The sequence below is a fragment of the Alcaligenes sp. genome (genome assembly GCF_050255915.1).
Lineage (GTDB): Bacteria > Pseudomonadota > Gammaproteobacteria > Burkholderiales > Burkholderiaceae_B > Alcaligenes > Alcaligenes aquatilis.
In genome coordinates, this window is record NZ_JBFWIQ010000006.1 from 146,476 (window position 1) to 167,939 (window position 21,464).

The following is a 21,464-nucleotide window of genomic DNA, read 5'->3' on the forward strand; positions in this document are numbered from 1 at the left end:
CATCGAGATGACTGGCGACGCAGGCCAGGCGATAACGTGCATTGTTATGAAGCGACTCGTGGTCCAGGAAGTAAAAAACCCTCCCATTGCCTATTTGCTTACGGGAGGGTTTTACGTACTTCAAACGCGGGTGTCAGAGGTTTAATCCCCAAACATTTTTTGGCGCTTCTCGCGACGTTCCTGGGCTTCCAGAGACAGGTTGGCCGTGGGACGTGCCAGTAAACGGGGCAGGCCGATGGGCTCGCCGGTTTCCTCACACCAGCCGTATTCGCCCGAATCGATCAGGGCGATGGACTGTTGCACTTTCTTGAGCAGCTTGCGCTCACGATCGCGGGTGCGCAGCTCCAGAGCGTGTTCTTCTTCGATCGTGGCACGGTCAGCCGGGTCAGGAACGAACTGGGTTTCACGCAGGTTTTCCGTTGTGGCGCCCGCATTGGCCAGAATGTCTTGCTCTAGCTGGCGCAAGCGATGCTTGAAAAACTCCAGCTGGGCGGCGTTCATGTAGTCTGACTCAGGCATCGCCAAAAGCTCCTGCTCGGTCAGCAGGGTTGTAGTACTGTCATGTGACTTAGTTGCCATGATGCTTACCTCTTGTTGACGTCTGGGAGCCTGTAACTGTCGTCACGCGCAATCGCTCCGCATTTACTGAATAATTATTAATTCAAACCAGGCAATTCTCCAGGCCCTGGGTGAATATGTCTTGTGGCAATTTGCGGCCAATAAAGACCAGCTTGGTGCCTTTTTTATCTTTGGCCAGCCAGGCATTGCCAGGCTCGGCGCTCATCATCATGTGTACGCCTTGAAAGAGCATACGGCGATTGATGCCCTTCAGATACAAAATGCCCTTATAGCGCATCAGATCTGGTCCAAATACCTGGACAATTCCCGATAGGAAGTCTTCGAGTCGCTCGGGGTCGAAAGGACGGTCCGAGCGGAACACGAAAGCCCCGATTTCGTCATTGTGAGCGGCGTGCTCGTGGTGATGATGGTGGTGATCGTGTCCGCAGCTCGGACCACACTCGCCGTCATCGCCATGGTCGTGGTGGTGATCATGGCCGTCCGCCGCATCGGGGTGTTGCTCTGCCAGAAATTGCGGATCAATGTCCAGAATAGAGTTCAGGTTGAAACCGCTGACTTCCAGCAAATCCTTGATGTCCGTTTCACCAAAGTGAACCGGTGTAATGGTGGCTCGCGGGTTGATGCGGATCAGGCGGGCACGCAGGGCCTCGTAATCTACATCGTTGACCAGATCTTTTTTGGAGATCAGCAAGCGGTCAGCAAAGCCAACCTGTTTTTGGGCTTCTTCTTGTTGGTCCAGCGTAGCCATGCCGTGTTTGGCATCCACGACGGTAATGACCGCGTCCAGCCGATAGTAGTCGGCAATATCATCGTCCATGAAAAAGGTCTGGCAGACCGGGCCGGGGTTAGCCATGCCGGTGGTCTCGATGATGACACGCTCAAACTTCAGCTCGCCCGCTTGGCGGCGAACGCGCAAATCGTTCAGGGTGCGCATCAGGTCGCCGCGCACGGTGCAGCACACACAACCGTTGCTCAGCTCGACGATTTCTTCCTGGGAGTCTTGCACCAACAATTCGTTGTCGATGCCTTCAGGCCCGAACTCGTTTTCGATGACGGCAATGCGTCGACCGTGATATTCGCTCAGGATGCGCTTGAGCAGCGTGGTTTTACCAGCGCCCAGAAAACCAGTCAGCACAGTGACTGGAACCATGTTGTTCAGATCTGATGCCGCGTTCATAAACATGCCTCGCAGTGGCGGGCGAAAGGTACAAGGCACGGCACCAACCGCGGCTTCCTGCACCCATCTGCTCCGCACGAAAACAACGTGCGATTACATCACAGCCTTGCCTGTTGGGCAAACGGTGATCTGTAAAAATTCACAGAGGTTTGCCAATAGATCGGGGAATATATACCGATTGGCGGCAAAATACCACGTTTTAGGGGGCAGATAAGGGTTTTCGCTCGTTTTTAGCGGCAACGCAACGTTGGCACAGGCCGCGCAACTCGGTCTCGTGGCCGGACAGGGCAAAGCCTGCTCCGCGTACACAGTCAGCCAGCCTTTGGCTCAAGTCCGGAGCGCACAGTTCCACCACGGTGCCGCATTGAGTGCAGACAATCAGCAAGTCGTGGGGGTGGCCCCCGGCATCGACACAGGCGGTCCAGGCATTGACGGCATCCAGGCGGTGGATCAGCCCTTCTTCAGTCAGAAAGTCCAGGGCGCGGTAAACGGTAGGGGGTTTGGCGCCGGGTTGAAATTCGCGAACCAGATCCAGCAGTTCGTAGGCGCGCAAGCTGCGCTGAGCCTGAATCAGGATTTCCAGTACCTGACGGCGAATGGAGGTCAGCCGTTTACCGCGTTCCAGACAAAGCTGTTCAGCGATAGCGAGCTGATCTTCAATAGCGTTGGGCGTAAGAATATGTACAGGCATGGCGCTTGATAGGCTGTTTGTTATGTTATAACATCTTTGGAAAAAATTAAATTCCCAATCTAGCCGCATTATCCCTGTTTCATGTCCTGTTCTCAATTTTCCTCGACTTCCCGTAGTCCGGTGCCGCGCCGTTCGCTTTTGCTGGCCTCGGCTGGGCAGCGCGTACTGGGCGCCTTGTGCGTGGCAGCAGCCCTGTGGCTGCTAACTGCCTGGGCATTGGGCGCGTGGTAAGGGTATGACCTCCACTCAAACCTTGATCGAGCTGGATCATGTGGCGCTGGGCTGGAAAGACAAAATCGCCCTGCGTGATATCAGCGGCTGTTTTACCCGAGGCTCCTTGACCGCCATTGTCGGGCCTAACGGAGCCGGTAAATCCACCTTGCTCAAAGGGCTGACCGGACAGATCAATCCCCTGAAAGGGCGCATTGCTGTCGATAGTGGCTTTCTGGATCAGTTGGCCTTGCTGCCGCAAATGGGCGATCTGGATAAAAGCTTTCCGGTGACGGTGCATGATCTGGTGGCCATGGGGGCCTGGAAGCGCGTGGGCGCCTGGGGCGGCTTTCCCAAAGCAGAGCATGAACGCCTTGGCCATGCGCTGGAGCAGGTGGGGCTGGCTGATTTTGCGCGTCGCTCCATTGGTACCTTGTCGGGTGGGCAATTACAGCGCGCCTTGTTTGCTCGCATGATCATGCAGGATGCCCAAATCCTCTTGCTGGACGAGCCTTTTGCTGCGGTGGACCGCGCAACCTCGGATGAGTTGATGAACCTGATTCTGGACTGGCACAAGCAGGGCCGTACCGTGATGGCCGTGCTGCATGATCTGGATATGGTGCGTAGCTGTTTTCCGCAAACCGTGCTGCTTGCCGGACAAGTAGTGGGTTGGGGGCAAACCGAAGCAGTGCTGACGCCGGAGAACCTGCATCTGGCTCGCCATTTGTGTGCGGGTGACTACCTATGATGGCGCTGATGGATGTGCTGTTTGGCCCCTTCATCGATTTCGGTTTCATGAAGCGCGCGCTGGCCGGGTCTTTTGCTTTGGCCGCAGCGGCAGGGCCCTTGGGTGTATTTCTGGTACTGCGCCGCATGAGCCTGATGGGTGATGCGATGGCCCATGCCATCCTGCCTGGTGTGGCAGTCGGTTTTTTGACGGCGGGCTTGTCCTTAAGTGCGATGGCCATAGGCGGCATGATTACCGGCCTGGTCGTCGCTTTGCTGGCCGGGCTGGTTGCTCGTTTGACACCACAACGCGAGGACGCCAGTTTTGCGGCCTTCTATCTGGTGTCGCTGGGGCTGGGAGTGCTGCTGGTTTCGTTGCGTGGCTCCAATATGGATTTGATCCATGTGCTGTTTGGCACGGTGCTGGGGCTGGATGATGCGTCTTTGCTGCTGGTTACCGGCAGCACAACGATTACGTTGCTTATTCTGGCTCTGGTGTTCCGACCGTTGGTGTTGGAGTGCATGGACCCCATTTTTTTGCGTACCCAGGGTGGGCGCGGCTCCGTGGTTCACATGCTGTTTTTGTTCATGCTGGTCATCACGCTGGTGGCTGGCTTCCAGGTTTTGGGGACTTTGATGGTGGTGGGGATCATGATGCTGCCCGCCGCCTCGGCCCGGTTCTGGGTGTATTCCGTAGGTCGACAAATGTTGGTGGCGGCCTTGTTGGGCATGATCAGCGCCTATCTGGGGCTGCTGTTCTCGTATTACTACAACGTTCCGGCTTCGCCCGCGATTATCCTGGCGGCGGGCGCGTTTTATTTTCTTTCTATCACCTTTGGCCCCCAAGGCGGTTTGCTGCGTGCTTATTCCCAATGGCGTGCACGGCGTCGGCGCATGGCCTCTCTCTTGGAGCACGATTGATGAAAATGCGAGGCATGTATTCAGGCCGCATGGTGTTGGCCCTGGGTTTGTTGGCGGCCAGCCTGTCGGTACAGGCTGAACCCTTGCGAGTGGTCAGCAGCTTTTCGATCCTGAACGATATGGTCAAGGAGATTGGGGGCGACAAGGTCATGGCCAGCACGATTGTGCCTGCCAATGGGGATGCGCACTCGTTTGAGCCGCGTCCCAGCGATGCGAAGACCTTGGCCAAGGCGCAGTTGCTGGTGGTCAATGGCCTGGAGTTTGAATCCTGGCTGCCGCGCTTGCAGCAGGCGGCGGGCTATAAGGGCCCGCAGGTCGTGGCGACGGAAGGCATTACGCCTTTGGCGTTTGAAGGCGGGGCTGACGATCATGCTGACCACGACCACGACCACGACCACGACCACGACCACGACCACGACCACGACCACGACCACGACCACGACCACGACCACGACCACGACCACGACCATGACCATGACCATGAGCCTGCGCATGACCACGCCCAGGATCATGAACACGCGCCCGAGAAAGACCACAGCGGCCATGAGCACAGCCATCAGCATGGCAGTCAGGATCCGCATGCCTGGCAAAGTCTGGATCTGGCGCAGATCTATGTTCGCAATATCAGCAAAGGTCTTGAGCAAGCTGATCCGGCCAATGCCCAGTACTACCAGGGCCGTGCCAAGGATTATGCCCAGCGCATTCAGGAACTGGACGACTCCATTAAAACCCGCCTGCAAGCGGTGCCAGTAGACAAGCGCAAGGTCATTACCTCGCACGATGCCTTCTCCTACATGGGCAAGGCCTACAACATCCGCTTTATTCCTTTGGTGGGTGTGTCCAGTCAGGCGGAGCCTTCGGCACGCGATATTGCACAGATCATCCAGCAAGCGCGCAGCGAGCAGATTCAGGCCATTTTTGTCGAAAACACGGTCAGCGCAAAACTGGTTGAGCAAGTCGCTCGGGAAACCGGTGCGAAAGTGGGCGGCACCTTGTATTCCGACGCCTTGGGTGTGCCCGGATCCGGCGTGGATACCTATTTGGGTATGATGCGCTCGAATACCGATCAACTGATCAAGGCTTTACAGCCCTGATTCATTCATCCGGCTTGTCACTGGCCCGGTTCTTGCGTTGTGCCCGAGGATGGGCCTGATCGTAAGCCTGGGCCAGATGCTGGAAATCCAGACGGGTATAAATCTGGGTCGTGGAAATATTGGTGTGGCCCAATAGTTCCTGCACCGCCCGTAAATCTTGTGCCGATTGCAGCAAATGGCTGGCAAAGCTGTGGCGCAGGCTGTGCGGGTGTACATGCACAGGTAGGCCACTGGCTCGGGCGTAGTTTTCCAGCTCTTGCTGCACAACACGCGGGTGAATACGGGCTCCACGGGCTCCCAGAAACAGTGCTGCACTGGCATCGGCGCTGGTCGTCAATGAGGCCAGGGCCGGGCGTTTTTGCAGCCACTGTTGCAAGGCATGCAAGGCTTTCTCGCCTACCGGCAGGCGGCGTGTTTTGCCGCCTTTGCCGCTCACCACCAGTTCACGATCATCCAGCAGTAACCAGCTTTTAGACTGGTATTGCGGATCCTGGTGATAGTGTGTGTCCAGGCTGACCAGCTCAGCCAAACGCAGCCCGCTGGAATAAAACAATTCAAACATGGCCTGATTGCGCCAACTGACCGGATCGTCCTGAATCGGGGCCGTAGAGCGGTCCAGTAGCTGCTGGGTCTGGTCCACAGACAAGGCCTTGGGCAGCGGGCGGCCTATCCGGGGTGCTTTCAGACTGGCAGCCGGGTTCAAGGGCCAGCCTAGTTCTTTGGTGCGCGATTGATAGTAGCCACGCCAGGCCGCCAGAATGCGGGCCAGGCTGCGTGGGGCCAGGCCTTGGGCATGTAAACGGGCGGCGGCTTGTCGCAACTGACTTTGATTGAGTGTGTCGGGGTCGGTGCCTGGGTACTGCGCCAGCAAATGGCGCAGGTCATTGCGGTACGCACTCAGTGTGTGTTCCGAATAGCGTTTTTCGTGGCTTAGTTGATGCAGCCAGCGTTGCATGGCCGGGCTGAGGGCCGGGGAGACGGCTGGCTGCTTTTTGGGCTTTTCCCCGGCGGGGGGGCGGTCTTGTTTCTTCAGGCCGGACATTCGCTTTGATTAACGCTGCTGGGTTTGTGTAAGCGCTGCAGGGCGGCGCTGCACAACTCACCAACGCCTTCCAGGAAATCCGTACCCATATCGGCAGTAAAACGCGTGGCTTCGGGCGAGCCCAAAACCAGCAGACCAAACAAGATGTTTGACTCGGGGGATTTCAAAGGCACGATGGCTACCGATTGCGCGTCTTGTTGCAAATCGGCCAGAAATTCCTGTTCGCGTCGGGCCCCGCAATAGGGGGTGATCAAGGTGTGAGCCCAACTGGCCAGTGCGTCATCGGCCAGGACTTCGTCCGGGTTCCAGCAGTGCAGGCGCACCACGGGCATTTCAAAAATGCGCTCCAGGCTGCTGCAAATCAGGGCGGGAAGGGCGTCGGGATCGGACTCGGCCAGCATCTGGCAGTTCCATTGATGCAGTTGGCGGGAAATCTTTTCATTGCCACGGGCATTGGCGACCAGCGTAGCCAGTTGACGCTCGGTTTTTTTGCCGCGCTCGCGCAGCAACATGATCTGGCGCTCGCCCAGGGAAATAGCGCGGCTTTGGTGTGGATGAGGCACCATCAGTTTGGCAAAAACGTCGGCGTGTGCGTCGAAAAAATCAGGGTTGGCTTTCAAAAACTGGGCCACTTCCACGGCGCTAAGGCTGTTGGGGGTATCCATGTCTAGAAGATTTCCTTTCTGGCTAAGGATGCACACAGTGCATCGATATCGACTTGTCCGGTAAAGACAGTTTGGGCCGGGCCGCTCATGCGTAGCGCCTGCCCGTCCCATTCAATGCGCAAACTGCCTCCACGAGTATCAACGACAACCGGGCTTTGGAGCAATCCCCGCCGTATGCCCGCTACCACAGCCGCACACGCGCCTGTACCGCAGGCCAGGGTTTCACCGGCCCCGCGCTCGTAGACGCGTAGCTTGATGTGGTGGGGATCAATCACCTGCATGAAACCCGCGTTCACTTTGTGGGCAAAACGAGGGTGGGATTCGATGAAGGGGCCTACCGTAGCAACCGGCGCCTGCTTTACATCGTCCACGACCTGCACGGCATGCGGGTTGGAAATCGAGACCAGCGACAAGGCCACGGGGGCCGCTTGACCGGGCACAGGCAAGAGCCACAAGGTGTCGTCGCCTTGGTCGCGCGTTTCCAGTCCGGTATGGTCAAAACCCACATCGGCTGGCGCAAAGCGGGTGGTGCCCATCATGACGTCCACGCCGCGTTGTGGGTCGTTATACAGGCTGATGATGCCGGTACGGATCTGCGCCCGTAAAGGGTTGGCTGATGACAGACCTTGTTCGTGTACAAAGCGGACAAAACAACGAGCACCGTTACCGCAATGTTCAACCTCGCTGCCGTCTGCATTGAAGATGCGATAGCGGAAGTCGGCCTCTGTGTCGGTGGCGGCCTCGACCAGCAAGATCTGGTCGGCACCAATTCCGAAGTGGCGATCTGCCAGGGCGCGGGCGCGTTCCGGTGTCAGTTCAATAGGCTGCGTCACACCGTCGAGCATGACAAAGTCATTGCCCGCTCCGTGCATTTTGCTGAAACGCCAAAGGGAGGAAACGGGCTGGGGGGCGGTGGGACTGTGCATGATGGGTCTAGTAGATGCCAGGTTGACCTTCAGGGCGGGTTTTGAAGCGTCGATGTACCCAATAATACTGCGGCGGATCCTCGCGCACATATTTTTCGATCAGGGCATTCATGCGCTCGGTGGCCTCTTCCAGAGTGCCTTCGCCGGGAAAGTCAGTCATGGGTTCGAGCACCTGAATATGGTAGTGGCCCGTCTGGGCATCCAAGCGGGAAATCACGGGAATGACCAGCGCATCCTGATTGCGGGCAATCTGGGCAGTGGACAGCAGGGTGGCGGCCGGGACATTGAAAAAGGGCACAAAGGCCGAGCCCTTGGCGCCGAAGTCCATATCAGGGAGGTAATAAATTGGCTGGCCCTTTTGCAGCGCGCGCATCAGGCCACGGATCCCGTCTTTGCGGGAAATCAGCGGGACCGAGGAAAAGCGGCTGCGGCCTTCATACATCAGGCGATCTACATGAGGATCGCGCTGCGGTGTGTAAAAAGCGACCAAAGGCGAGATGGACATGGACAGCCGTGTGCCAGCGGCATCCATACCCAGGAAATGAGGCACCAGTAGCATGACCTTGCGGCCCTGTTCCAGCGCCTGGGTAATGTGTTCTTCGCCCGTCAGGTGCAGCGTGTTCAGAATGGTGCTGGGCAGACCAAACCAGAGCAGGCCCCGATCCAGATAGGATTGAGCCAGCAGGCGAAAGTGCTGCTTTTCCCATTCACGCCGGGTGCTTTCGGGTGTGTCGGGAAAGCACAAATCCAGGTTGGTACGAACAATGTGACGGCGGCGGGAGGCAAAGCGATGCACCAGTGCGCCCAACACGGCACCCCAACGCTGGCGCGAGCGCACCGAGGCACGGCCAAAGTAGGTAAAAACGGATTTGAGCAGTGGATAAGAATTAAAACTCATGGTGTGGCATCGCCAGGCAAAGGGGGCGCGTCATGCGGAATCTTGTAGCGGTTATAGGCCCAGAGATACTGGGTTGGAAAGCGCCGAATCATGATTTCCATGGATGCGTTAATCAGGGTGGCAAGCTCTGTGGGGTCCTCGGGCAAAGGCTCGGGCAGGCGCAGGGTGTGAATGTGAAAACCACGACCTTTGGGCAAACGCTCGGCGGCTGTCACGATGATGGGCACATTGGACTGACGGGCCAGTTTGCCGGCCAACGTCATGGTCAACGCGGGGCGGCCAAAAAAAGGTGCCCATACACCATCGCCACCACTAGGGACTTGATCGGGCAGCATGCCAACTGACTCGCCTCGGCGAAAAGCACGGACCAGTTCGCGCACGCCTTTGATATTGGCCGGTACGGCATGCAGGCCTGGTAGCTCACGGGACTCGACCATCAAGGGCTCCAGAAACGCTTGGCGAGGCGGGCGGAACATGACAGTCATCGGATCCACGCCGGAAAAATAGCGCGCGATCATTTCAAAACAGCCCAGGTGCGGGGTCAGATAAAGTATGCCGCGACCTTCGGCCAGCGTTTCCTGGACCAGGGGCAGGTTGTCGATCGTGCAGCGATCCAGACAGGCTTGTGGATACAGCCAGACGCGCGGGGTTTCCATAATCATGGCGCCAGTCTCTGCGGCAGCTTGCCGAAAGAAAGCGGGCGAATCGTAGCCCGCTTGGCGACAGTGGCTTTGCAGACGACGGCGATAGCGTCCGGGAAAGGCGTAAATCAGTCGGCCTACGGCTCTACCCAGGCCATGCAGGACGGGTAAGGGCAGGCGAGCCATCAAGCGCAAAAGAGCCACTAGCATGGGCCAGGCAATCCTTTAGTGTGAAGTTTTGCTGAAACAAATATGTATTTTCGCTTAAAATAGATTGTATCGCTGAGTTAAACGACAACTTGCGGAGCGATCAGGCAGCGAGCTGCCCACTATAAACCGCTAAAGCGTCGCGCCCCGTCTATCGTATCCACATCGCTGGCTTCGAGGTGCAACGCAGTTTGTTCAACCTCGTGCTGATTATCAGCCCTTATTCAAGGAAGCTACGCTGTGAGCAACAACGACTTTCTCTTTACTTCCGAATCTGTCTCTGAAGGCCATCCCGACAAGGTTGCCGACCAGATTTCCGACGCCATCCTGGACGCTATTTTCGAGCAAGACCCTCAGGCGCGTGTTGCTGCCGAGACCTTGTGCAATACCGGGCTGGTGGTGCTGGCTGGCGAGATCACCACGCACGCCAATGTGGATTACATCCAGGTGGCCCGTGACACCATCAAGCGCATTGGCTATGACAATGGCGATTACGGCATTGACTACAAGTCTTGCGCTGTGCTGGTGGCCTACGACAAGCAATCACCCGATATCGCCCAAGGTGTGGACCGCAGCCCTGAAGAGCTGCTGAACCAAGGCGCTGGCGACCAGGGTCTGATGTTTGGCTACGCCTGCGACGAAACGCCTGATCTGATGCCGGCTCCTATCTGGTACGCCCACCGTCTGGTGCAGCGTCAGAGCGAACTGCGTAAAGATGGTCGTCTGCCCTGGTTGCGTCCTGACGCCAAATCTCAAGTCACCTTCCGCTACGTGGATGGCCGTCCTACCGAAGTGGATACCGTGGTTCTGTCCACGCAGCATGCTCCTGAAATGTCCCAGAAAGACATTCACGAAGCCGTGATCGAACACATCATTCGTCCATGCTTCCCATCGGACCTGCTGACCGAAAAGACCCGCTTCCTCGTGAACCCCACTGGCAAGTTCGTGATTGGTGGCCCTCAAGGCGATTGTGGTCTGACTGGCCGCAAGATCATTGTGGACACCTACGGTGGCGCATGCCCTCACGGCGGTGGTGCGTTCTCCGGAAAGGATCCCTCCAAAGTGGACCGCTCCGCAGCCTACGCCGCTCGTTATGTCGCCAAGAACATTGTGGCAGCCGGTCTGGCCCGTCAGTGTCAAGTGCAGTTGAGCTACGCCATTGGTGTGGCTGAGCCAATCAATATCACCATCTACACCGAAGGCACCGGCGTGATTTCGGATACCGAGATCGCCAAGCTGGTGCGCCAACATTTCGATCTGCGCCCACGCGGCATCATCGAAATGCTGGATCTGCAGCGTCCCATCTACACCAAGACTGCTGCCTACGGTCATTTTGGCCGTAGCGAGCCCGAGTTCAGCTGGGAAGCCACGGACAAGGCCCAGGCGTTGCGTCAGGCTATCTAAGCAGTGTGCAAAGGCCGCTTGCGAGCGGCGTTTTGCAGCAGTGATACAGCGTTGTCGGGGCCGGAAAACCGGGCTGCCCGCAACGCTGAAAGAGGCAGGCCCCGGCCCGTCTCGCAAGAAGAAATTATGATTTTTACCCCTGGAGCCGTCTTCCCAAGACGATCCAAACGGGTACAATCACCCACATTAATTTGCCATCCTCGAGGGGCGTTGCGACAAGACACTCGTCTTGCCAGGCTCGGGGCATGGATAGGTGGTATCCACCTTGGAGAACGACGCTCACCACGACCTGCATGGCGGGCTGCTGGTGAGAATTCATTTGCTCTCCGTGCAGTCTGCGTGCCGTATAACGGAGCCCGACTGTGACTTTTACCGATTACAAAATTGCCGATATTTCCTTGGCTGAATGGGGCCGCCGCGAGCTGACCATTGCCGAGACCGAAATGCCTGGCCTGATGGCCACTCGCGAGGAATTTGCTGCCTCCCAGCCCTTGAAGGGCGCGCGCATTGCCGGCAGTTTGCACATGACGATTCAAACCGGGGTTCTGATTGAAACCCTGACGGCCCTGGGCGCTGAAGTGCGCTGGGCATCGTGCAACATCTTCTCCACTCAAGACCACGCTGCTGCGGCTATTGCTGCCTCTGGCGTGCCTGTGTTCGCCGTCAAGGGCGAAACCCTGGAAGAGTACTGGCAGTACGCTCACGACATTTTTGACTGGCCCGGTGAGCAGGCCAACATGATTCTGGACGACGGTGGCGACGCAACCTTGTTGCTGCACCTGGGTGCCCGTGCTGAAAAAGATCTGTCCGTTCTGGACAAACCCGGCAGCGAAGAAGAGCGCGTCATGTTCGCCTCCATCCGTGCCCGTTTGCAAAATGACAAAACCTGGTACTCCACCCGTCTGGCCCAAATCAAGGGCGTGACCGAAGAGACCACCACCGGCGTGCACCGTCTGTACCAGATGGCCAATAAAGGTGAGCTGGCTTTCCCTGCCATCAACGTCAACGATTCGGTGACCAAGTCCAAGTTCGATAACCTGTATGGCTGCCGCGAGTCCCTGGTCGATGGTATCAAGCGCGCGACCGACGTGATGGTCGCTGGCAAGATCGCCGTGGTGTGCGGTTTTGGCGACGTGGGTAAAGGTTGTGCCCAGGCACTGGCTGCCTTGCGTGCCCAGGTTTGGGTGACTGAAATTGACCCTATCTGCGCCCTGCAAGCCTCGATGGAAGGCTACCGCGTGGTGACCATGGAAGAAGCCGCTGACAAAGCCGATATCTTCGTGACCGCTACCGGCAACTACCACGTGATTGACCGCTCGCACATGGAGCGTATGAAAGACCAGGCGATCGTGTGCAACATCGGTCACTTCGATAACGAAATCGACGTGGCCTCCATTGAGGATCTGGAGTGGGAAGAGATCAAACCTCAGGTTGATCACGTTATTTTCCCTGACGGCAAGCGCATCATCTTGCTGGCTCAAGGTCGTCTGGTGAACCTGGGCTGCGCCACTGGCCACCCTTCGTTTGTGATGTCGGCTTCGTTCACGAACCAGACCATTGCACAAATTGAACTGTTCACTCGTGGTGATCACTATGAAACGGGTAAAGTATATGTACTGCCCAAGCACCTGGACGAAAAAGTCGCTCGTTTGCACTTGAAGAAATTGGGTGTGAATTTGTCGACCTTGTCCCAGGCGCAGGCGGATTACATCAACGTGCCTGTGCAAGGACCATTCAAGGCCGAGCACTACCGCTACTAAAACGCACTGGCGTCTTCGGACGCCACTTCTTGGAGCCCTATTATGACTTTGCTACTCGTCTGGATCCTGAATGCTGTTGCCTTGCTGGTTGTTGCCTACATTCTGCCCGGCATTGTCGTGGCGTCGTTTGGCTCGGCCCTGATAGCTGCGCTGGTACTGGGCTTGCTCAATACCCTGGTCAAACCCTTGTTGATTGTGCTGACCTTGCCCATCACCATTGTGACTTTGGGTTTGTTCCTGTTGGTGCTCAATGCTTTAGTGTTCTGGTTTGCCGGCTCTATCCTCAAAGGTTTCCAGGTTGAGGGATTCTGGTGGGCCGTGATTGGGGCTATCGTCTACAGTCTGGTCTCCGGGCTGCTGTCGGGACTATTAATTAAATGAGTAACAAGCAAACCTTGAGCCTGGAGTTTTTCCCGCCGCGAGACATCGCGGCGCAGGAAAAACTGGTGCGTACCGCCAAGACCTTAATGGGCTTGAACCCCGCCTATGTCAGCATGACGTTTGGAGCCGGTGGCTCCACGCGGGCTGGCACAGTCGATGCGGTGGCATTGCTGCAAAAACTGGGTTTTGATGTGGCGCCGCACCTGTCATGCATTGGTACGGCACCCGCACAGCTTAGCGAGATGCTGGACAATTACCGCGACCAGGGCATACGACGTATCGTGGCCCTGCGCGGTGATTTGCCCTCGGGGATGGGGGGGGATGCAGGCGAGCTGCGCTACGCCAGCGATCTGGTGGCCTTCATTCGTGAAAACTACGGCGAGCACTTCCATATCGAAGTGGCCGCTTACCCTGAAATGCACCCCCAGGCCACAGGTTTTGGGGATGATCTGGCTCACTTTGTGAACAAGGTCAATGCGGGGGCGCACGGGGCGATCACGCAGTATTTCTTTAACCCGGACTCCTACTTCAGCTTTGTTGAACGGGCCCAGGCCCAAGGCGTTACGATTCCGATCACTCCGGGCATCATGCCCATTACCAATTCGTCCCAGTTGCTGCGTTTCTCGACCATGTGCGGTGCAGAAGTACCGCGCTGGATTCGTCTGCGTCTGGCTGACTTTGGTGATGATCGCGCGTCGATTCGTGCTTTTGGGATCGATGTGGTGGCACGCTTGTGCCAGGACCTGCTCGATGGCGGGGCGCCGGGTATTCACATGTACACCCTGAATGGGGCAGACGCGAGCATGGCTATCTTGCCAAATCTGACCTGGCGTTAGTCACCGCTGGTGTTCAATAAAAACCCGCCAATACCTTGGCGGGTTTTTTACTGGGACGTGATAGAACTGATCGTTTATTCGAAGGCCAGCGCATGCCGATTGTCCGGTATCTGCGGGCCAGAGCCGCTCGGGCGGAACAGCACGGTGCCCCAACGCTGGGCTGCCAGGAAAGAAGATTTACAGTTCCGGCGCGGGCACTGCCCAGCCTTTATCGGTCAGAATACTGTCCAGGCGTTGGTCGTGCGGGGCGGGCTGGTAGGACTGGCCCGACAAGTCGCCCACGGCCCAGGCAATCCCAATGCTGGTAAACGTGTGGTTCTGTTCTTTCAGCGCCGCCAAAGTCCGGTCGTAGTATCCTTTGCCGTAGCCCAGGCGATCGCCCTGGCGGGTATAGCCCAGCGTGGGGACCAGGACAATGTCCGGTTGCAGGGTCTTGTTGGAAATCGGGATTTCGATGCCGTAGCGTCCCTTCTCCATGTTGGTCTCGGGTGTCCATTCGACAAAGCTCAATGGGGCATCGGCCTCTTTAACTACAGGCAGACAGACATTGATGCCTTCTTCTTCCACCCATTGAAGCAGCAAGGGGCGCAGGTCCGGTTCTTCGGCCATAGGCCAGAAAGCGGCAATGGTGGTCGGTTCGGTACGGCCTTGTTCACGCAGGCGGCTGCGATTGGTGGCCAGCCAGGTGAACAGACGGCCCCGGATCAGCAAAGCGCCCCGGTTGGTGTCGATGGCAGGCTGTCCTGCACGCAGGTCTTTTAGTCGCGTGCGCAGCGCGGCTGCGTTATGCTCTACGTTCTGAATCATGGGTGATTTTCTAAAGGCCGTCACTATGGGTATCAACCAGCTAAAGTACCAGAAAACACCAGCTTGGGGCATGGTGCCCGCGCTGCCTCGTCCGTCCTTGAGCGCCTTGATGGTGTTTGCACTGGGTTTGGTCGGCTGTGCGGGGTCTCAGTCTCCTCAAGCCCAGACTCATTCCCCGGATCCCGTCGTCGCCAAGCCAGCCCTTGTCTTGCAGCCAGCCAAAGAGGCCGTACGTCGCTGGGACCGCGTCCCGCCTGTGCCGCCAACTGCTCGTCAGGCTTTGATTGACGCTCGCGATGCCATGCAGGCCAAGCGCTGGTCGACGCTGGATGCCTTGGCTCCGATTGCGGCCAATGACCCTGTCTTGGGCTCTTATGCCCAATACTGGCGCTTGCGACGGATTTTGCAAGATACGACCACCCCCGTGCCCGATGAGCAAGTTCGTTTGTTCCTGAGCAGCAATCAAGACGAATACCTGGAAAACCGTTTGAAGTCCGACTGGATTGTGGCGGCTGCACGTAGCGGCAACTATGCGCTGGTGCGTGAGCTGGCTCCGGTTTACGCCCCCTCTTCGGCCGTGAAATGTGCAGTGGCTTCGGCGCAGAATGCGGCAGGGCAAGCTGTGGATGTGCAGGACTTGTTGGCGTCTTTCTCACCCAGCCAGGCTTGCTGGTCGGCACTGGATCAGTTGTATGACCGTAAAGTGGTCAGCAAGAATCAAGTCCGCGACCTGATGCGTGATGCCTTGGAAAGTAACCGTACAGCCCAGGCGCGTCGTCTGGCTGCGATTATCTTCACGGCGTCGCAAATGAAGGATTACACCGCTTTGATGGCCTCGCCGCAGAAGTGGCTGGATCGCAACGCAAACAACAGCTCGGTCAATCCGGAGCTGGTGTCCTTGGCCTTGTCCCGTCTGGGCCGTGGTCAGCGTGATGTCGCAGCGGCGTATATTGACCGTACCTGGGCTGGCAAAATCCCTCAGGAAAACTTGAACTGGGTCTGGGGCCAGTTCGGTCTGATCAGTGCCCTGCGGGTAGAAGATGACGCGGCTAAATGGTATCGACGTTCTGGCCGCACTCCCATGACGGACTACAACAATGCCTGGCAAGTGCGCGCCGAATTGCGCCAGGCCACCATTGATTGGAAGCATGTCTCTGCCGCTATCGACAAGATGAACGATGCGCAAAAGGCTGAGCCAGTCTGGGTGTATTGGTCGGGGCGTGCGCATCAGGCATTGGGTCACACAGATCAGGCTCGTGCCAAGTTCCAGTCCATTGTGGGTGATTTGAACTTCTATGGTCAGTTGGCAACAGAAGAATTGGGTCTGACCCCGTCCTTGCCTCCTCAGCCACAGCCTTTGACGCCTTTGGATATGCAGGATGCGCGTACCAATGCGGGCTTGCTGCGCGCGGTGGAACTGTTCAAGCTGGGCTGGCGTCCAGAGGCCGTACCGGAGTGGAACTTTGCCTTGCGCGGCATGAACGACCGGCAGTTGCGGGCCGCCGCCGAGTTCGCCCGTGAGCAGCATATTTACGACCGGGTGGTGAATACCTCCTTGTTGACCAAGAACGAGATTGATTTCAGCCAGCGTTTTATCGCTCCTTTTGAAGGTCGTGTGACCGAGCAGGCCCAGTCCATCAATCTGGATCCAGCCTGGGTCTATGGCCTGATCCGCCAGGAGTCGCGCTTTATTACCGATGCGCGTTCGGGTGTAGGAGCGTCGGGCTTGATGCAACTGATGCCTGCAACGGCCAAATGGGTCGCCAAAAAGATTGATATGCACGATTTCTCGCCGTCTCGTGTGAACGAATTCGAGGTCAATACGGTGCTGGGTACCAACTACCTGAACATCGTGCTGGGACAGTTGGATGGCTCCCAGGTGCTGGCGTCGGCAGGTTATAACGCCGGTCCAGGTCGCCCCCGGCAGTGGCGCTCGCGTTTGAATGGATCGGTTGAAGGGGCCATTTTTGCCGAAACCATCCCTTTTACCGAAACACGCTTGTACGTAAAGAATGTGCTCTCTAACGCGACTTACTACTCCATGATGTTCAGTGGTCGGCCGCAGTCCCTGAAAGGGCGTTTGGGTACGATTTCGCCTTGATGAATTCGTCCATGCTTGATGATAGACAGCAAACAGCCTTGGCGGCCCTGATGGGGCCGCCAGATCCTGTTTTGGAAGGTTTGCAGGTCTATGTGGTGGGTGGCGCGGTGCGCGATGCCTTGCTGGGTTTGCCTGCGGGCGACAAGGACTGGGTTGTTGTGGGAGCCAGGCCCGAAGCATTGGCTGCCCGAGGTTTTGTGCCTGTGGGCGGTGACTTCCCGGTCTTTCTGAATCCTCATAGCAAAGAAGAGTTTGCGCTGGCCCGCACCGAGCGCAAGTCTGGCCGTGGCTACAAGGGCTTTACCTTTTACACCGGTACAGACGTGAGCTTGGCGGATGATTTACGCCGCCGTGATCTGACCATTAATGCGATGGCCGTGGATGCGGCAGGGAATTTGCACGACCCCTTGAATGGTCTGGCGGATTTGCAGGCTCGGCTGTTCCGTCATGTGGGCGTGGCGTTTAGCGAAGACCCGGTGCGCTTGCTGCGGCTGGCGCGGTTTGCGGCCCGCTTTACCGAGTTCACTGTGGCCAACGAGACCTGGGCCCTGGCGCGTGAACTGGTCGAGCAGGGTGAAGTGGACGAACTGGTGCCCGAGCGCATCTATCTGGAAGTAAGCAAAGGCTTGTCTGCCAAGCAGCCCGCTCGCATGTTCGACGTGCTGCGGGAAGTGGGCGCGCTGGAGCGTGTCATGCCTGGCTTGAATTACAACGATCAGGTAGGTCAGCAAGTACAGATCGCCAAAGACAGACGCTTGGATCTGGCAAGCTGCTTTGCTGTTCTGTGCCATCTCTCGGAAGCACCTGCGCAGGTGGCGGAGCAGATTCGCGCTCCTTCGGAATGGCGGGATCAGGCTCGCTTATTGCCTGTGCTGTTGGCCAGCCCTGCTTTGCTGCAGCCTCGTGCCGACGTGGAGTCTGCCTTGCAAGTCATGGAGTCGCTGGATGCCTTGCGCAAGCCTGAGCGTTTCATGCAGTTGATCAGTGCGGCGGCCTGTCTGAGGCCGGTTCCAGAGCGTGAGTGGGATCAATTGCGGGCAGTCATGGCCAGTGTGGATGCCGGTGCCGTTGCCGCGCAGTTCAAGGCTGAACCCGGCAGAATTCGGGAAGCGGTGCGTGCGGCTAGATTGGCTGCCCTGGAGCAGTCGGTTTAGTTTTGTGTGCTACCGATAGCTCAAAAGTAGATAAGCGGCCTATTGGCCGCTTATCTTTTGCTCCTTCGTTTGAGGCCGTGTGCGTGTTCCCGCTTTAGGTTATGAAGTGGATAGGCCATTTAGCTTGCTGTCTTGCCTTCCAGGCAAGGTGAAGGGTGATCGGCACAATTCCCTTTGTAGCGTGGCCGTCGCCCGAAACAGGCAATGTACTTACAGACGTTCGCGTCGGTCTCCGCTCATCGTGCCCAGCATAGGGGCAGAAACATTACGCCCAATGATCATTACCTTGAACAGTTCCCCCATTTCTGCTTCGGACAGCAGCTTGTTGGCGGCACTCATGGTCTGCGCCCATTGCTGCTGGACGGCGGGTGATGGGTCTTCTGGGGGCGAGGCCAGGAAATTGGTAATGCCACAGTTCATCAGAAAGCGTGCCTGACTGGTGTAGCCCAGCACATCCAATCCGGCTTCCAATGCGGCATCTGCCATGGCCGTGAAATCCACGTGGGCGGTGATGTCCTGCAAGCCAGCCAGAACCAGCGGTTCGGCATGGGCAAAATGTCGAAAGTGGCACATCAAGGTGCCTTTGTCACGCTGCGGGTGATAGTACTCGCGCTGCGGAAAACCGTAGTCAATCAAAATTGCTGCACCTCGTTTCAGCCAAGAGCCTATGCCGCGCACCCAGGCTTCGGCCTGCAGATTGATTTCCGACAGGTAAAAAGGCTGGGCTTGAACACGCTCGGCCACCAGCGTGGCCAGATGCTCGGGTGCCGGGCGAGTGGCCAGATAAAAAGGCGCCGGTAGGCCGTGGGCTGTGCTGTCGTCCGCCGCAATAACACCCACCTCCAGCACCTTGCCTTCCACATCAAAAGTGAACAGGCTGGTTGGCATGGCATCCAGAACCTCATTGGCCACCACGCAGCCCTTGAAGCTGTGTGGTGTGCTGTCCAGCCATTGCACTTGCGCTTGCAGGGGCGCCAGACGCTCTTGCTGACGCACACGCAGGTCAGGCGATACTTCCAGAATCGAGTATTGCGGCTCGATACCTTGCTGGCGCAGCTCGGTAATCAGCGCTTGGGCCAAAGCGCCACTGCCCGCGCCAAATTCCAGAATGGTCAGCGTTTGGCTGCCTTCCAGCACTTCCATCACCTGGCGGCTCAAGGTTTGGGCGAACAGGGGAGAGAGTTCAGGTGCCGTCGTAAAGTCACCAGTAGGAAGGGTGCTGCCAAACTTGGTGCTGCCGCCGCTGTAGTAGCCCAGATGCGGGGCGTACAGAGCATGGTGCATCCATTGATCGAAAGGCAAGAAACCGCCTTCATCCTCAATGCGATCCAGCAAATAATGGTTGACCTGCGCGACATGTTCTTTCAGCTCGTCTGACAGGGGAGGTAAACCGTGTGGCAAGGCAGGGGCAGACAGTACGTTCATGGCGTCAGTTGGGCTCGTCGTTAGGTGTCTCGGAAGAAGCCGGGGTGGCGCTCTTGGCGCTGGCTTTTTTGGCCTCAGTCACTTGATGCAGGGTGCGGATCATGCCCACCAGCATCCCGGTCAGGATGGAGGTGACAGCGGCCAGGATGAAGTTGCCGTAGATAAACCATAAAGGCAGGCACAGAACGGCCATCAGCAATATGGGTTTTTGCAGCAGAACTTTCATACACCCTCAAAAAATAGCGTGGAACCGGGGCCAATTGTAGCCCAGGCCAGTGGCGTGCTTGAGCTTGCTCACTGCTGCGTTACCATGAGCGTTTTGTCTGTTTAGCAAAGGGGTGGGGATGAACGACAGGGGACAGGCCAGCGCCTGGTTACAGGCTTGGGCCCATTTGATTCCGAATCCGGGCACGGTCCTGGATGTGGCCTGTGGCCGGGGGCGCAATGCCCGCTGGTTGGCCGAGCGCGGCAATACCGTGATTGGCGTGGATCGGGATCCGGAAGCCGTGGCAGCGACATCACCTTATGGGGAAATCATCCAGGCTGATATTGAAAACGGTCCCTGGCCTTTTGCCGGGCGCAAGTTCAATGCCCTGGTGGTGACCAAGTATTTGTGGCGTCCCTTGATGCCTACCTTGCTGGAAAGCCTGGAGCCGGGCGGGGTGCTGGTTTACGAAACCTTTGGGGTGGGCAACGAGCAGTACAACACGCCGCGTAACCCGGATTTTCTATTGCAAGCAGGTGAGTTGCTGCGTTGGTGTGCAGAGCTGGATATCGTGGCGTATGAGCATGGTTTCCGGGCTGATCCGGACCATATTGTTCAGCGCATTGTGGCGGTGCGCCCGCGTGAAGGTGGCTCTTTCAGCGATTACCGCCTGAACCCGCAGGACGGTGGTGGCAGTATCTGCGAATAAAGCGTGTTCAGTTTTGAGCCAAGTGCTGTGCTTGGCTCAACGAGGTATCCGATGTTGTTGGAGCGGGATTGTGCGTGCCGCATTTCGGCTTAAAACAGATAAGTGCGTGCCAGCATGGACAGGGCCACAACAACGGTCAGAATGCTGAAGCCTTGTTGCAAACGTAGGGGAGGGATATGAGGGGCCAGTTTTCGGCCTATTACCATTCCAACCATCGCTGCGGTAACAAATACCCAGCCGCTCACGGGAATCACCGCCCCGTGTGCCAGGCTCATGGCCGAGGCGCTTAAGGAAATCAAGGCGATCAGCATCAGTGATGTGGCCACAATGCTGTGCATGGACAGGTCGCTGAAACGCTTTAAGGCAGGCACGATCAGAAAGCCGCCGCCCACGCCCAACATGCCTGAAAATAAACCCGCTACCGCTCCGATGGAGGCCAGGGTGGCTGTGCCCACTGGTGTCCAGCGCAGGCGGCCGGTTTCTGGATTCAGGCAACAGGGTGTATGGGTATGTACTGTGTCCGTAGGACGGCGCAGCATCTTGGTGGCAATCCACAGCATGATGACGACAAACAAGGTCACCAGTACTTTTTCCGACAAGGCATGGCTGATGCGTACCCCCAAGGACGTCACCAAAGCGCCCGTGACGGCCATAAACAGGGCGGCCCGATAGCGCACGATATGCTTGTATAAACCATCCAGTGCGCCCACCAGGGCGGCTGCACCCACCGCCAGCAAGGCCACAGGCGTGGCCGCCGTCATGGTGTAACCCATGCCCAGCACCAGAGCGGGCACGGCCAAAATGCCGCCCCCCGCGCCTGTCAGACCCAGCGACAGGCCAGTCAGAATTCCTAGAATAATTGCGAGTGCCATAAGCCAGATGGCGTGACCCCGGTGGGGATCACG

The 21,464-nt window shown here is 57.6% G+C and carries 23 protein-coding genes and 1 riboswitch; of the genes, 11 read left to right on the top strand and 12 right to left on the bottom strand.

Annotated elements, in window-relative coordinates; all coding sequences use genetic code 11:
• Window positions 1-141: 141 nt before the first annotated feature.
• The 3 genes from dksA to AB7E06_RS09565 form a co-directional block, all read right to left on the bottom strand.
• A complete protein-coding gene (gene dksA / locus AB7E06_RS09555; protein WP_026484112.1) occupies window positions 142-579 on the bottom strand; it encodes an RNA polymerase-binding protein DksA in 438 nt (145 codons plus the stop codon).
• A gap of 82 nt (window positions 580-661) precedes the next feature.
• Window positions 662-1,756: a CobW family GTP-binding protein gene (locus AB7E06_RS09560; RefSeq protein ID WP_094198242.1), complete on the bottom strand. Its 1,095-nt coding sequence runs from the start codon at window positions 1,754-1,756 to the stop codon at window positions 662-664.
• 199 nt (window positions 1,757-1,955) lie between these two features.
• Entirely contained in the window at window positions 1,956-2,447 is a 492-nt protein-coding gene (locus tag AB7E06_RS09565; protein WP_094195466.1) for a Fur family transcriptional regulator, read from the bottom strand.
• A gap of 81 nt (window positions 2,448-2,528) precedes the next feature.
• Here AB7E06_RS09565 and AB7E06_RS09570 point away from each other — a divergent pair, with 81 nt between their 5' ends.
• The 4 genes from AB7E06_RS09570 to AB7E06_RS09585 are packed head-to-tail and all read left to right on the top strand — an operon-like array spanning window position 2,529 to window position 5,398.
• Window positions 2,529-2,678 carry a hypothetical protein gene (locus AB7E06_RS09570; protein ID WP_162988085.1) on the top strand — a complete coding sequence of 50 codons (150 nt, stop codon included), beginning with the start codon at window positions 2,529-2,531 and terminating at the stop codon, window positions 2,676-2,678.
• A 4-nt stretch (window positions 2,679-2,682) separates the two neighbouring features.
• Window positions 2,683-3,405, top strand: a complete 723-nt coding sequence (locus AB7E06_RS09575; RefSeq protein ID WP_094195467.1) for a metal ABC transporter ATP-binding protein — start codon at window positions 2,683-2,685, stop codon at window positions 3,403-3,405.
• The gene (locus AB7E06_RS09580; protein WP_094198243.1) at window positions 3,405-4,304 is read left to right on the top strand and encodes a metal ABC transporter permease; all 900 of its coding nucleotides are present in this window, start codon (window positions 3,405-3,407) and stop codon (window positions 4,302-4,304) included. Before AB7E06_RS09575 ends, AB7E06_RS09580 begins: the two co-directional genes overlap by 1 nt.
• Window positions 4,304-5,398, top strand: a complete 1,095-nt coding sequence (locus AB7E06_RS09585; protein ID WP_427956570.1) for a metal ABC transporter substrate-binding protein — start codon at window positions 4,304-4,306, stop codon at window positions 5,396-5,398. The genes AB7E06_RS09580 and AB7E06_RS09585 overlap by 1 nt, the downstream gene beginning before the upstream one ends.
• Window position 5,399: 1 nt before the next feature.
• Here AB7E06_RS09585 and AB7E06_RS09590 read toward each other — a convergent pair whose 3' ends face one another.
• From AB7E06_RS09590 to AB7E06_RS09610, 5 genes are read right to left on the bottom strand one after another with little or no spacing between them, the layout of a single operon-like run.
• Complete coding sequence (locus AB7E06_RS09590; protein ID WP_108728211.1) at window positions 5,400-6,440, bottom strand: tyrosine recombinase XerC; 1,041 nt, start codon at window positions 6,438-6,440, stop codon at window positions 5,400-5,402.
• Window positions 6,428-7,105, bottom strand: coding sequence for a DUF484 family protein (locus AB7E06_RS09595; RefSeq protein ID WP_094195470.1), 678 nt, complete (start codon window positions 7,103-7,105; stop codon window positions 6,428-6,430). Before AB7E06_RS09595 ends, AB7E06_RS09590 begins: the two co-directional genes overlap by 13 nt.
• Window positions 7,106-7,107: 2 nt before the next feature.
• Window positions 7,108-8,031, bottom strand: a complete 924-nt coding sequence (gene dapF / locus AB7E06_RS09600; RefSeq protein ID WP_123050935.1) for a diaminopimelate epimerase — start codon at window positions 8,029-8,031, stop codon at window positions 7,108-7,110.
• Window positions 8,032-8,038: 7 nt separating this feature from the next.
• Window positions 8,039-8,929 carry a lysophospholipid acyltransferase family protein gene (locus AB7E06_RS09605; RefSeq protein ID WP_094195472.1) on the bottom strand — a complete coding sequence of 297 codons (891 nt, stop codon included), beginning with the start codon at window positions 8,927-8,929 and terminating at the stop codon, window positions 8,039-8,041.
• Window positions 8,926-9,780: a lysophospholipid acyltransferase family protein gene (locus tag AB7E06_RS09610; protein WP_264672361.1), complete on the bottom strand. Its 855-nt coding sequence runs from the start codon at window positions 9,778-9,780 to the stop codon at window positions 8,926-8,928. Before AB7E06_RS09610 ends, AB7E06_RS09605 begins: the two co-directional genes overlap by 4 nt.
• A gap of 237 nt (window positions 9,781-10,017) precedes the next feature.
• Here AB7E06_RS09610 and metK point away from each other — a divergent pair, with 237 nt between their 5' ends.
• The 4 genes from metK (at window position 10,018) to metF (ending at window position 14,158) form a co-directional block, all read left to right on the top strand.
• On the top strand, window positions 10,018-11,181 hold the full coding sequence (metK, locus tag AB7E06_RS09615) for a methionine adenosyltransferase (RefSeq protein ID WP_108728209.1): 1,164 nt from the start codon (window positions 10,018-10,020) through the stop codon (window positions 11,179-11,181).
• A gap of 196 nt (window positions 11,182-11,377) precedes the next feature.
• Window positions 11,378-11,469: riboswitch (S-adenosyl-L-homocysteine riboswitch) on the top strand.
• Between the two features lie 74 nt (window positions 11,470-11,543).
• Window positions 11,544-12,941, top strand: a complete 1,398-nt coding sequence (ahcY, locus tag AB7E06_RS09620) for an adenosylhomocysteinase (protein ID WP_094195475.1) — start codon at window positions 11,544-11,546, stop codon at window positions 12,939-12,941.
• Window positions 12,942-12,983: 42 nt separating this feature from the next.
• Entirely contained in the window at window positions 12,984-13,322 is a 339-nt protein-coding gene (locus tag AB7E06_RS09625) for a phage holin family protein (RefSeq protein ID WP_094195476.1), read from the top strand.
• Window positions 13,319-14,158, top strand: coding sequence for a methylenetetrahydrofolate reductase [NAD(P)H] (gene metF / locus AB7E06_RS09630; RefSeq protein ID WP_108728208.1), 840 nt, complete (start codon window positions 13,319-13,321; stop codon window positions 14,156-14,158). The genes AB7E06_RS09625 and metF overlap by 4 nt, the downstream gene beginning before the upstream one ends.
• Before the next feature lie 177 nt (window positions 14,159-14,335).
• On the opposite strand, the gene AB7E06_RS09635 is transcribed toward metF, so the two are convergent.
• The gene (locus tag AB7E06_RS09635) at window positions 14,336-14,965 is read right to left on the bottom strand and encodes a 5-formyltetrahydrofolate cyclo-ligase (RefSeq protein ID WP_094195478.1); all 630 of its coding nucleotides are present in this window, start codon (window positions 14,963-14,965) and stop codon (window positions 14,336-14,338) included.
• On the opposite strand from AB7E06_RS09635, the gene AB7E06_RS09640 reads away from it, so the two are divergent.
• Both AB7E06_RS09640 and AB7E06_RS09645 read left to right on the top strand, forming a co-directional pair.
• On the top strand, window positions 14,964-17,066 hold the full coding sequence (locus AB7E06_RS09640) for a transglycosylase SLT domain-containing protein (protein WP_427956579.1): 2,103 nt from the start codon (window positions 14,964-14,966) through the stop codon (window positions 17,064-17,066). The two genes, AB7E06_RS09635 and AB7E06_RS09640, sit on opposite strands and share 2 nt — an antisense overlap.
• Window positions 17,067-17,077: 11 nt before the next feature.
• Window positions 17,078-18,220, top strand: coding sequence for a CCA tRNA nucleotidyltransferase (locus AB7E06_RS09645; RefSeq protein WP_427956582.1), 1,143 nt, complete (start codon window positions 17,078-17,080; stop codon window positions 18,218-18,220).
• 210 nt (window positions 18,221-18,430) lie between these two features.
• Here the strand turns inward: AB7E06_RS09645 and AB7E06_RS09650 are convergent, their stop codons facing one another.
• Entirely contained in the window at window positions 18,431-19,645 is a 1,215-nt protein-coding gene (locus AB7E06_RS09650) for a class I SAM-dependent methyltransferase (protein ID WP_427956585.1), read from the bottom strand.
• Between the two features lie 4 nt (window positions 19,646-19,649).
• Complete coding sequence (locus AB7E06_RS09655; RefSeq protein ID WP_427956588.1) at window positions 19,650-19,871, bottom strand: hypothetical protein; 222 nt, start codon at window positions 19,869-19,871, stop codon at window positions 19,650-19,652.
• Between the two features lie 118 nt (window positions 19,872-19,989).
• Here AB7E06_RS09655 and AB7E06_RS09660 point away from each other — a divergent pair, with 118 nt between their 5' ends.
• The gene (locus tag AB7E06_RS09660; RefSeq protein ID WP_230018928.1) at window positions 19,990-20,559 is read left to right on the top strand and encodes a class I SAM-dependent methyltransferase; all 570 of its coding nucleotides are present in this window, start codon (window positions 19,990-19,992) and stop codon (window positions 20,557-20,559) included.
• Between the two features lie 89 nt (window positions 20,560-20,648).
• On the opposite strand, the gene AB7E06_RS09665 is transcribed toward AB7E06_RS09660, so the two are convergent.
• Complete coding sequence (locus tag AB7E06_RS09665; RefSeq protein ID WP_427956591.1) at window positions 20,649-21,431, bottom strand: sulfite exporter TauE/SafE family protein; 783 nt, start codon at window positions 21,429-21,431, stop codon at window positions 20,649-20,651.
• Between the last annotated feature and the right edge of the window lie 33 nt (window positions 21,432-21,464).

Bases quoted from the DNA above. Each gene is read 5' to 3' on its own strand.
- dksA (WP_026484112.1), bottom strand. From the start codon at position 579: ATGGCAACTAAGTCACATGACAGTACTACAACCCTGCTGACCGAGCAG.
- AB7E06_RS09560 (WP_094198242.1), bottom strand. From the start codon at position 1,756: ATGAACGCGGCATCAGATCTGAACAACATGGTTCCAGTCACTGTGCTG.
- AB7E06_RS09565 (WP_094195466.1), bottom strand. From the start codon at position 2,447: ATGCCTGTACATATTCTTACGCCCAACGCTATTGAAGATCAGCTCGCT.
- AB7E06_RS09570 (WP_162988085.1), top strand. From the start codon at position 2,529: ATGTCCTGTTCTCAATTTTCCTCGACTTCCCGTAGTCCGGTGCCGCGC.
- AB7E06_RS09575 (WP_094195467.1), top strand. From the start codon at position 2,683: ATGACCTCCACTCAAACCTTGATCGAGCTGGATCATGTGGCGCTGGGC.
- AB7E06_RS09580 (WP_094198243.1), top strand. From the start codon at position 3,405: ATGGCGCTGATGGATGTGCTGTTTGGCCCCTTCATCGATTTCGGTTTC.
- AB7E06_RS09585 (WP_427956570.1), top strand. From the start codon at position 4,304: ATGAAAATGCGAGGCATGTATTCAGGCCGCATGGTGTTGGCCCTGGGT.
- AB7E06_RS09590 (WP_108728211.1), bottom strand. From the start codon at position 6,440: ATGTCCGGCCTGAAGAAACAAGACCGCCCCCCCGCCGGGGAAAAGCCC.
- AB7E06_RS09595 (WP_094195470.1), bottom strand. From the start codon at position 7,105: ATGGATACCCCCAACAGCCTTAGCGCCGTGGAAGTGGCCCAGTTTTTG.
- dapF (WP_123050935.1), bottom strand. From the start codon at position 8,031: ATGCACAGTCCCACCGCCCCCCAGCCCGTTTCCTCCCTTTGGCGTTTC.
- AB7E06_RS09605 (WP_094195472.1), bottom strand. From the start codon at position 8,929: ATGAGTTTTAATTCTTATCCACTGCTCAAATCCGTTTTTACCTACTTT.
- AB7E06_RS09610 (WP_264672361.1), bottom strand. From the start codon at position 9,780: ATGCTAGTGGCTCTTTTGCGCTTGATGGCTCGCCTGCCCTTACCCGTC.
- AB7E06_RS09625 (WP_094195476.1), top strand. From the start codon at position 12,984: ATGACTTTGCTACTCGTCTGGATCCTGAATGCTGTTGCCTTGCTGGTT.
- metF (WP_108728208.1), top strand. From the start codon at position 13,319: ATGAGTAACAAGCAAACCTTGAGCCTGGAGTTTTTCCCGCCGCGAGAC.
- AB7E06_RS09640 (WP_427956579.1), top strand. From the start codon at position 14,964: ATGGGTGATTTTCTAAAGGCCGTCACTATGGGTATCAACCAGCTAAAG.
- AB7E06_RS09635 (WP_094195478.1), bottom strand. From the start codon at position 14,965: ATGATTCAGAACGTAGAGCATAACGCAGCCGCGCTGCGCACGCGACTA.
- AB7E06_RS09645 (WP_427956582.1), top strand. From the start codon at position 17,078: ATGCTTGATGATAGACAGCAAACAGCCTTGGCGGCCCTGATGGGGCCG.
- AB7E06_RS09650 (WP_427956585.1), bottom strand. From the start codon at position 19,645: ATGAACGTACTGTCTGCCCCTGCCTTGCCACACGGTTTACCTCCCCTG.
- AB7E06_RS09655 (WP_427956588.1), bottom strand. From the start codon at position 19,871: ATGAAAGTTCTGCTGCAAAAACCCATATTGCTGATGGCCGTTCTGTGC.
- AB7E06_RS09660 (WP_230018928.1), top strand. From the start codon at position 19,990: ATGAACGACAGGGGACAGGCCAGCGCCTGGTTACAGGCTTGGGCCCAT.
- AB7E06_RS09665 (WP_427956591.1), bottom strand. From the start codon at position 21,431: ATGGCACTCGCAATTATTCTAGGAATTCTGACTGGCCTGTCGCTGGGT.